The sequence below is a fragment of the Sulfurovum sp. genome, from assembly GCF_036568385.1.
Classification (GTDB): domain Bacteria; phylum Campylobacterota; class Campylobacteria; order Campylobacterales; family Sulfurovaceae; genus Sulfurovum.
Genome location: NZ_DATCSP010000070.1, coordinates 1 through 9,664, shown reverse-complemented (window position 1 = coordinate 9,664; position 9,664 = coordinate 1). Strand labels below are relative to the sequence as shown.

The 9,664-nt window shown below is 46.6% G+C and carries 9 protein-coding genes and 2 tRNA genes; 2 read left to right on the top strand and 9 right to left on the bottom strand.

Translation table 11 applies throughout. The features are described from left to right. Window positions 1-258: 258 nt before the first annotated feature. The 7 genes from VIM88_RS07635 to VIM88_RS07605 all read right to left on the bottom strand — a co-directional run bounded on the left by VIM88_RS07635 (window position 259) and on the right by VIM88_RS07605 (window position 6,923). Entirely contained in the window at window positions 259-942 is a 684-nt protein-coding gene (locus VIM88_RS07635) for a copper resistance protein B (RefSeq protein ID WP_331862298.1), read from the bottom strand. Window positions 943-953: 11 nt separating this feature from the next. Beyond that, window positions 954-2,690: a copper resistance system multicopper oxidase gene (locus tag VIM88_RS07630; protein WP_331862297.1), complete on the bottom strand. Its 1,737-nt coding sequence runs from the start codon at window positions 2,688-2,690 to the stop codon at window positions 954-956. A 13-nt stretch (window positions 2,691-2,703) separates the two neighbouring features. Beyond that, window positions 2,704-2,910 (bottom strand): hypothetical protein, encoded by a 207-nt coding sequence (locus VIM88_RS07625; RefSeq protein WP_331862296.1) that lies wholly within the window; start codon window positions 2,908-2,910, stop codon window positions 2,704-2,706. A 296-nt stretch (window positions 2,911-3,206) separates the two neighbouring features. Then, window positions 3,207-3,291, bottom strand: a tRNA-Leu gene (locus tag VIM88_RS07620). Window positions 3,292-3,472: 181 nt separating this feature from the next. Beyond that, window positions 3,473-5,206, bottom strand: coding sequence for a protein adenylyltransferase SelO (locus VIM88_RS07615; protein WP_331862295.1), 1,734 nt, complete (start codon window positions 5,204-5,206; stop codon window positions 3,473-3,475). A gap of 257 nt (window positions 5,207-5,463) precedes the next feature. After that, entirely contained in the window at window positions 5,464-5,751 is a 288-nt protein-coding gene (locus tag VIM88_RS07610) for a hypothetical protein (RefSeq protein ID WP_331862294.1), read from the bottom strand. Further along, window positions 5,751-6,923, bottom strand: a complete 1,173-nt coding sequence (locus VIM88_RS07605) for an Ig-like domain-containing protein (RefSeq protein WP_331862293.1) — start codon at window positions 6,921-6,923, stop codon at window positions 5,751-5,753. The genes VIM88_RS07610 and VIM88_RS07605 overlap by 1 nt, the downstream gene beginning before the upstream one ends. 485 nt (window positions 6,924-7,408) lie before the next feature. On the opposite strand from VIM88_RS07605, the gene VIM88_RS07600 reads away from it, so the two are divergent. Continuing rightward, on the top strand, window positions 7,409-7,618 hold the full coding sequence (locus VIM88_RS07600; RefSeq protein ID WP_331862292.1) for a hypothetical protein: 210 nt from the start codon (window positions 7,409-7,411) through the stop codon (window positions 7,616-7,618). A gap of 104 nt (window positions 7,619-7,722) precedes the next feature. Here VIM88_RS07600 and VIM88_RS07595 read toward each other — a convergent pair. Together VIM88_RS07595 and VIM88_RS07590 are read right to left on the bottom strand one after the other, a co-directional pair. Beyond that, window positions 7,723-7,799, bottom strand: a tRNA-Ile gene (locus VIM88_RS07595). A gap of 9 nt (window positions 7,800-7,808) precedes the next feature. Further along, window positions 7,809-8,945, bottom strand: coding sequence for an FtsW/RodA/SpoVE family cell cycle protein (locus VIM88_RS07590; protein WP_331862291.1), 1,137 nt, complete (start codon window positions 8,943-8,945; stop codon window positions 7,809-7,811). 65 nt (window positions 8,946-9,010) lie between these two features. On the opposite strand from VIM88_RS07590, the gene pgeF reads away from it, so the two are divergent. Beyond that, a partial coding sequence (pgeF, locus tag VIM88_RS07585) for a peptidoglycan editing factor PgeF (protein WP_331862290.1) occupies window positions 9,011-9,664 on the top strand: 654 nt, incomplete at its 3' end.

Sequence of the window (9,664 nt, the reverse complement as noted above, 5' to 3'; positions counted from 1 at the left end):
TCTTTTGCGATCTCACCCTGCTCAGTCAGTACCGAGCTCCCAACCTTTACAACAACTCTTTTATAATGATTCATAGTAACCTTATTTCATTTTATTATATGTAATATATCGCTAAAGATAATATCAAAATAACTTTAAGTACTGATTAAGATAGAGAATGGCCACCCTATTTTTAAGCGCTATGGCCTGCACTGCTGTCCGTTTCTATACACAAACGCGTGCATCTGAAAGCCCTTAGGCGGTAAGCAGTGGACCGCTCTAGAACCAGAACCGCACACCGGCCATGAAGTGTGTTTCATCCATAGGATCATACTCCCTGGTATTGCCAAAGGTCCTCTCCCATGTCACACCGATGTAGGGGGCGAACTCGCGTTTGAACTCATAGCGCAGACGCAATCCCGCTTCAAGCGAGGAGAGTCCGGAACCAAGATGCATGTCGGGATCGTCCTTGGTATAAAGGTCCGCTTCCAGCGATGGTGTGAGGATGAGTTTCTGGGTCAGCAGCGCTTCGTACTCTGCTTCCAATCGAAGCCCTACATTCCCCCTGTCGTTGACAAGCAGCGCGGCTCTTGTCTCGAAGTAGTAAGGCGCCAGACCAGAGACGGCGATCTCTCCCCAGGTTTGGGAGTGCTCTTCGTTCTTGTCATAGGCAACGCCTAGCTGCAGGTCCCAGAACGGTGCGACGGCGCGGGAGTAGACAACTTCATTCTGACTCTTCTCCAGCCCGTCGGCAGTGGCTTCCCCTTCGCTGTAGAGATAGAGTTTGTTAAGATCATAGCCGATACGGAAACTCCCTTCCCACACCCTGCTCTTTTCATCATTGTCAAGCACTTCAAAGCGGTCCATCAGAAACATCGTGACGAGCGGATCATCGTTCATATCTGCCTGTGCCGACTGGCCCAGTGCGATCATTGCTGTCAACCCTGCCAGGATCTTCTTCATCCCCGTCCTCCTTATGTCACTCTTACTTCTCTGAACATACCGGCCATATGGTAAAGCATATGGCAGTGATAGGCCCATCTGCCTTTGGCATCCACGTTGATCCTGTAGCTTATCTTGGAGCCCGGCTGTACTATGACGGTGTGTTTTCTGACCAGATGGTCGTCATCGCCCGTTTCCAGGTCGCTCCACATACCGTGCAGATGCATAGGGTGGTTCATCATCGTATCATTGATGAAGGTGACACGGATCCGCTCGCCGTAGTAGAATCTCAATGGCTCCGAATCGGCATACTTGATACCGTTGATCGACCACATATAGCGTTCCATATTTCCCGTCAAATGCAGGATGATCTCCCGGTCGGGCTTTTTGGCTTTGGCTGTCGAGTATCTGTTCTTCAGGTCCGCATAGGTAAGGACCTTCCGGCCGTTGCTGCGCAGCCCTGCACCGGGGTCATCGAGCCTGTATCTGGGTGACATGGCCTTCATGGTGGTCTGCACGCCGCGTTTCATGGGAAGTTCGGTGATGGGGTACTTTTGCGCTTCCATCTGTGAGAACTTGTATTTTTTCATGCTCTCTTTGGGCATTTTCATGGCCGACGAGCACTTCATGCCCCCGCCATGGTCCATACTTCCCTCATCCATCTCCATCCCCATGTCCGTATGGGTCAGTACAGGCACCGGGTCCATAGCCGGTGCTTCTGCCAAGAGAGAACGGTCAGGCGTCAGTGTCCCCATGGCATAACCGGAACGGTCTATGCTCTGTGCAAAGATGGCATAGGGCTTCTCCGCGGCAGGCTCCACGATCACATCATAGGTTTCCGCCACACCCATGCGGAACTCATCGATGCTGACAGGTTTCACATGGTTCCCGTCCGCTGCGACCACGGTCATCTTCAGTCCGGGGATGCGTACATCAAAGAATGTCATAGCCGAGGCATTGATGAAACGAAGACGTACCTTCTCGCCTCTTCTGAAAAGCGCTTTGAACTGTGTCGCAGGGTTGTTTCCGTTCATCAAATAGGTATACGTATACCCTGTCACATCAGAGAGGTCCCTGTCCGTCATACGCATCTCATTCCACATCTTTCTGTCGGAAAAGGCGGTCGAGAGACCTTTTTCTTTCACCTCGTCGAGAAAATTGCCTACGGTCCTCCGATTGAAATTATAGTAGTGGCTCATCTGCTTGAGCTTTTTATAGATGGTATGGGGGTTCTCATCGCTCCAGTCAGAGAGCACTACCGCATAGTCCCTGTCGTACCTGAAGGGCTCTTTCTTCTTCGGTTTGATGATGATGGCCCCATAGACCCCTGTCTGTTCCTGGAAGCCCGAGTGGCTGTGATACCAGTAGGTCCCGTGCTGCTGCACTTTAAATCGGTAGGTAAAGGTTTCTCCCGGGGCGATCCCGTCAAAGCTCAGCCCGGGCACGCCATCCATCCCTGAAGGCAGAATGATGCCGTGCCAGTGGATCGATGAAGTCTTTTTCAAACGGTTGGTCACATGCAGGGTCACGGTCTCACCCTCTTCCCACACCAGCGTCGGGGCGGGTATCTGTCCGTTCACCGTGGTAGCCACCGCCTTTTTCCCTGTAAAATTGACGGGGGTATAGCCAATGTCCAGAAAAAACTCATTGCCTGCCAGTATGTTGCTGTTTTCGATGGGGGATGGTCTTGTTTTTGCCGCTGACCCGGTCGAAACCACTGTCATCAGAGAAGCTGCCGTGACACCTTTGATGAATGTACGCCGCTGCATCAGAACACCCTGCTCATTGCTTCTTCAGAGCATTCGACCGTTCTTCGTATTCTTCGAGGTCTATCTCCCCGTTCGCAAAACGCCTGTCCAGTATATCCTGCGCAGACGGGGGCTTCTCTTTGTTCGTATCCTTCAAAAGAAGTATCACTACGACGATCAATACCGCCGGAAGCAGCCACATACCAAAACCCATGCCCCAACCATGTCCCATATCAAACATCAGCTATCCTTTTCTATATCTGTCGGCTTTTTTACAGTATAGAGCAGTAGTGTGCAACCTGTGTGTAAGTGATCAGAGATTCTCGTTTGTATCATCAAATCGTTCCGATGGGAATGCACCCTGACTTCAACGGAAGAAGTGCAAACAGATCATGAAGCAGCAACAGCCCCTATTCGATACAAAGTTGAGCATTCTAACACAGTAGATCATACTGTTAAGACCTATTGAATATAGTAGACCAGTACATGGAAGAGCTGCAAAAAGTGATTAAATGCCTTGAAAAAGGGCTTTGTAGATGGTGCGGATGAGAGGACTCGAACCTCCACGCCGTAAAGCACCAGATCCTAAGTCTGGCGTGTATACCAATTTCACCACATCCGCATGTGATCGTTACAATAAAAGCGTATATATTTCAACTTCTGTGTCGAATTATACAAAATTTAGACTTTTATTCCGGCAATGCTACCGCATTTTTGCCAAGCTGATTTTTTCGCAGAGCAGGCAGTCTTGTATTTCCCGTCCCTCCTACGGAGAGGTTGGAAGCGAAAAAATGCATCGAAGATCACGACGAACAGGTGACATGGGATATACCGGCAATTTCAAAGAACTCAGAGGGCTTTTCTCTGTAGTATTTCTCCTCTGTCTCTTTGGATTGCTCAGCATAGGGGTGCGTCATGACTTCCTGCAGCTCTTTGATGAGTGTGTAGTCTCCATTGGCGGCCTGCTGATAGGCAGGGACGAGGAACCACTCCCGCAACGTGTATTTGGGGTTAACGGCCTTCATTTGCGCTGAAAGCTTTTCACTCGATTCGGGCGAAGTGGCATTGATGTCGGCAGGATTTGCCGTATGGACGAGCGATCTCCATTTTTCCAGCCACGCTGACCATCTGTTTACGATAGTTTCATTATATACGGCGTCACCGTAAAAGCTTTTTGTGAGGGGAGCAATATCCTCAGGTACGGTAGAGAGTTCGCGAAAGAAGATCGTATAATCAACCGAGGTTTCTATCATGAGCAGGATGAGCTCTTTGACCAGTTCCGTATCAAAGGTGCTCAGCCCGAGCTTGGCGGACCACATCTTTTCTATCTCTTCGTGCATGACCTTGGCAAAGCCGTCTCTGATCTCATCCAGCTGGGTTGAAGCATTCTGATCCGGCTCTAAAAGCGGTTTTAACGCCAGGCAGAACATATAGAAATTGCGTTCGGCAGCTTTAGGTTGATTTAAAAAGGAGAAGTGCACGCCGCCGCCCGTCCACGGCTGATATCTCGGGTCGAACATATCGATAAACCCAAATGGTCCGTAGTCGAGGGTAAAGCCGCCTGCGGCACAGTTGTCACTGTTGAAATTCCCCTGACAGTAGCCGACACGGATCCAGTTCGCCACCAGCGAGGTGAGTCGTTTTCGGAACTCACGTGCCAGCAGGAGCACTTTTTCCCTGGTAGGCAGATGCGCATCGATGACGTCACTGTACTCACGGTCTATCAGGTGCAAGACGATCTTTTCAAGCTCCTCCATCGCTTTGGGATGCTCATTTTTACGCGCACGACGGCCGAAAAGTTCAAGCTGCCCCACCCGGAGAAATGAAGGTGCGACCCGTGTGGTGATGGCAACGGCCTCATCGATCATCACTTCGGGGTCTCTTGAGTACGATCCATTGGTAAACCATGGCCGCCTTACCGTCTCTGTTTTTGAAGTGTACAAAGTCAAAGAGCGTGATGTCGGCACACCCAGCGCATGTATGTGCTCCTGTGCCAAAAACTCACGGACACTCGAACGCAGGACGGCGCGGCCATCGGCACCTCGGCAGTAAGGCGTTCTGCCGCCCCCTTTAAGCTGCATCTCCCAGCGCTTTCCGTTTATCACCGCTTCAAGGATGGAAACGGCACGACCGTCGCCATATCCGTTACCCGTTTTGAAAGGACACTGCTCGTAGTATTCGGTCCCATAAATGGAAAGCGCATACCCTGTGGCCCAGCCAGACTTTCGCAAGGGCTCTGGCAAATGCGAGGTATCGCCGGAGAACATCCGCATAAAATCCTCTGATGTTGCCAGACTGTCGCTAAAGCCCAGCTCTCTAAAGAAATTCTTGCTATGCGCGATGTACTTGGGGGCTTCGATCGGCGTAGGCTTCACCGGAACATAATGCCCGCTGAAGACTTGTCGCGGAGCATGGTCGGCACCGTCTGCAGTAGCTTCAGGGTCAGCGCTCAGCGTGTCCATAAGCGAATAGTCTACCAACGCCGCGAGATCGTCTAGCGTCTCTACCTCTACAGAAGTGTTATTTGCTGATTTCATAGATATTCCTTCTTATCCCTATATGATCGAGTTGCATATAGGAAACTTCATCTTTCTTCCGCACTATATCAGATGAAACATAAAACAAGTGCACCGATGGACCAGTGACCCAGCCTGTTCAGCCTTCTCGTTCAAGTATCATGATCGATTTTGTTGTTGCAGGGGTTCAATATCTCTTTGGCTGGATGTGACTTTTATATATGCTTGGAGTGGTGTATGCACCCCAAGGGCACTTCTTCCCTTACCGTCAGGGCGCATTACCATCGGGACGATGGGAAAGAGGGAAAAGAGTAATTATATGCTAGATAAAAATGGATCTCTTTATTTGCTGTTGCAAGCTGATGGTTTAAAAGTCCTCCATACTTTGCCATAATATATCGTCTGGATAAATCTCTTCTGTTATTTTCTGCTTCACGATCTGTTGTCAAAATTCCATTACCAAAATATATATCAGTCATATATTCATTGATCTGTGTTATTTTTTTTTCCTCAGCAACGGAAAAAGTTAGCCAAAAGATTAGGACAACAAATAAAAACCTTTTCATCACAATTTCTCCGACATCTCAATATACTTAGTTGTGTTGAAGTCACAATTTTCTATCCATTTTTCACTTGGCCATTCAGATTCATATACACCCCCACTTAAGTTTTGGTTATACTCTCCATAGGCTCTAGCCCTTTGTGCTGTATTAAATTGTATATTCTCTCTTTCTCTCACTTCTTTTATAACTACTTCTGATTCTTTATTAAACAGTGGTTTTCGGCCAAAAGCATTTGCCCAAGCGCCAAATGCATCTGCACAATTTAAAGCATCCACCCCTTTTTTTCGTCTATCTCTAGCTTGACTAGGATCCTGAATGATATATCTAAATGCTCTTGCTTCCTGAAGTTTAAGAGGGATCATTATGGGGTGATCACCTTTATATCTATTATAGATCCATCTTTCCACATCATCTCTAACATTATTGTTATTTACATCGATTCCGAGAAGCGTAGCATTATTGACAGCAGGATCGGGTTCAGGTGGAAGCCTATGTCCATCCACTTCCCAATAAATCTCAAGATCCAGTGTATTGGAGAGGATGGTTTCCATTTTAGCTTGCACGGTTACATCAGTATCTTTAAGTGCAGTAAGTAAATTACCTCCGATCTGCACTGTATCGGCAGGATTGATGATCCACTCTACTTTATCTGTCACATCTTTAACCACATTATTATCATAGGTGGCTGTTACCCCAAGTTGTGCTTTCTCTCCAAGATTCAAAGAGGTAGTATTGGTTTCTAAAGTCAAGCTCACTAGTGTAGGTACTACAAACCTATACTTAATCTCTTTGATCTTTACATCTTTATGGGTTTTGTCAGCTTTAAGACTTTTAAATTCTACTTCATATACTCCCGGAGTCAAAGACTCTGCAGGAGTAAAGGTTACTTTCTTCTCAGCTTCTACATAACCTACTGTCCCTTTAATGTCATTCTTTTCTTTACAAGAGAGACATTTGAGCTTCACATCAAACTTCTTTACATGTTTTGCATCCAAAGGTACATTAAAAGATGCTTCTATCTTCGTATAACGAGAAACATCTTCTTGTGCAGGTGATGGCATTAACTGCACGATGACATCTTGTGTCGTTCCTTTAGATTTAGAGAGGTCATCCTGGGATGCGAACAGTGTAAACGGAAGGATCAATAATGAGGCGATCAGTAGAAAGTATTTCATTGTGTTTCCCCTTAAAACATTGCAAATACCATGCTATTACATGTTTAATGTCATTTTACTGTCAAATTTGATTTAAAGTTAATTCTCTTCATAAAAAAAACTAATAGTTACACTAGGTAGCTTCTTAATTATATGATCTATATTTTTAATTTAATTTTTTCTATAAATATATTGTTCTTGATTTAGTTGTGTTTTCCTCGTCTCACCTCTCCGTAGGTGAGATGCAGAGACTACGACTTTGTTTCTTCGGTATCGCTTCCACCTATCGGTGGTGTTGGTCTCTTACGATTCTTTTACTTTCGATATGCGCTACATCTTCGGAGAAGTGGAGCGAGAAAAGACTTATATTGTTATTGTCACCTGACCCCTATACCCAATTTCTGCTTTGTATACCCAAGCACCAAATCTTGAGCCTTTAACCCACAATTAATTTTTCATTAATTTTTTTATCGTATATTTTAACTAACAAAAAAAAAGGATTTAAAATGACATTTCAAGAAAATGAAGCGCAAAAAAAACAACTAAATATTGCAGGAAATATCAAAGAAGTATTTGAAAAGTATATGAATGATTTTAATATGGATATACCTGAAAATGATCACAGAGCTTCTGCTATTGCAATTCATGAAGTAATGCAAAAGACCTTAGATATTTTAAAAAAAGAGATTGACAAAGGTACATATGATCAATTTTAACAATGACTCATTTTGATAAATAATTTATTTCCTCTTGTGACTTCCAAAATCACAAATATCAAAATAGGACTTGGATTAGGAGTACGTATTTTAAGGAGTTTAAGTGGTGGGTCGGGAGAGACTCGAACTCTCGACCACTCGGTTATGAGCCGAGTGCTCTAACCAACTGAGCTACCGACCCGTAAGAACGCTATAGCTGGTCTTTCGAAATCATGGTGATTTTCGAGTCAGAATTATATCTACTGTAGTCTTTAAATGCAATTAAATTTTGTAAAATCCCAAAAATTACAGCAAAGATGATAAACGAGGTCCCTCCGTGGCTGAACATGGGCAGCGGAAGCCCCACTACAGGGGCCAATCCGATGACCATATAGATGTTGACACCCATGTAGACAAAGAAGAGAAATGCCAGTCCCGAGGCAACCGATTTTATCAGGTAATCGCTGGTATATTTGGCTGCGATATAGAGCAGGTTGAAGATCAGCAGGATATAGAGTATGATCACAGTGATCATTCCCTGAAAACCGAACCGCTCCCCCAGATACGCAAAGATAAAATCGGTGGAAGAGACCGGCAGGAACTTGAGCTGTGTCTGCGTCGCCTCTTCTTTGCTCTGCCCCTCAAGCCCGCCCGATCCTATGGCGATCAGAGCCTGGTTGACATGGTAACTCGGTTTTCCTATAAAGTCCGTGATCCGCTTCTTCTGGTACGGTTTCAGCTGCCCGTAAAGCAAGGGCGCAGAGAGCCCCAGAATGATGATCAGCGAAACCCATATCTTCCAGTTGATCCCTACCACGAACAAGATACCATAGCCCGTGATCAGCAGCACCAGTGCCGTACCCAGGTCCGGTTCTTTGGCGATCAGCAAAAAAGGAATGATGATGATGACGGAGAACTTCAGGAAGTCAAGGAGGCCGTACCCTTTCTCTCCGGGAGGCTTCCTGCTCATAAGATACCCGAGCATCATGATCACACTGACCTTAATGAACTCTGAAGGCTGAATGGTGACGCCTACCCCCGGGATCTCTATCCACCGCTGTGCACCCAGGATGGTCTTTCCTACGAACTCAACGGCGACAAGCATACCCAGGTTTACAAGATACAGGATAGGTATGAACCACCAAATGATCTGCCTCCAGGGAATGAAAGCAGCGACCACAAAAGCCATACCCGCAAGGAAGTAGTAGATCATCTGCTTGGTAAAGAGATGCGGGCTGATCTCCTTGATCAGATAGGAAGAGATGACAAGAAGCGGAATGAGCTGCAACATAAGAAGATAGGAAAAATGTTTAAAGATACGTTTGTCAAAAGGCAGCCAAGAGTCCATACCACTTCCTTTAGAGATTCCCTCTATTTTTAGGGTATTATATCAAAATAGTTGTAAGGAGTATCATGCCGGATCTTTTCACCTTTGAACACTTTAAGCGTGTCCCCTCCATGCTGCATGCCGTGACCACAAGATCCGATGATCTCCCCTATGCTTTCAGCCTTGCACTGCATACAGGCGAAGCGCCCGAACAGATAGTAGCCAACAGAAACAGGCTCTCCCGTCTGCTCAGCAGTGAGACACCCCTGCACTACGTGCTTGCCGACCAGACCCACAGTGACAACATCCAGTACATTACCCGGAAAGAGACCAGAGGCTGGGAGAGTCTTTCCGATGCCGTCAAAGAGTGTGACGCGCTGATCACCGATGTCAAAGGGGTGGTGCTGGGCATCCTTACGGCTGACTGTGTCCCCATACTGCTCTACGACAGGCAAAAAGAGGTGGTCGCAGCGGTGCATGCAGGATGGAAAGGTACCAAAGCGCAGATCGCCTCCAAGACGGTGCAAAAGATGATAGCGGAGTATGGGTGTGACCCTGAAGCCATCATGGCAGGTATCGCGCCTGCCATAGGGCGCTGCTGCTATGAGGTAGGTGAAGAAGTGGCGGAACACTTTTTCCATACCCCTGAAGCGTTGACGCAAAAAGGTGAAAAATATATGCTGGACCTGCCCTTCATCAACCAAAAACAGCTCTTGGAAGCAGGCCTCAAAGAAGAGAAC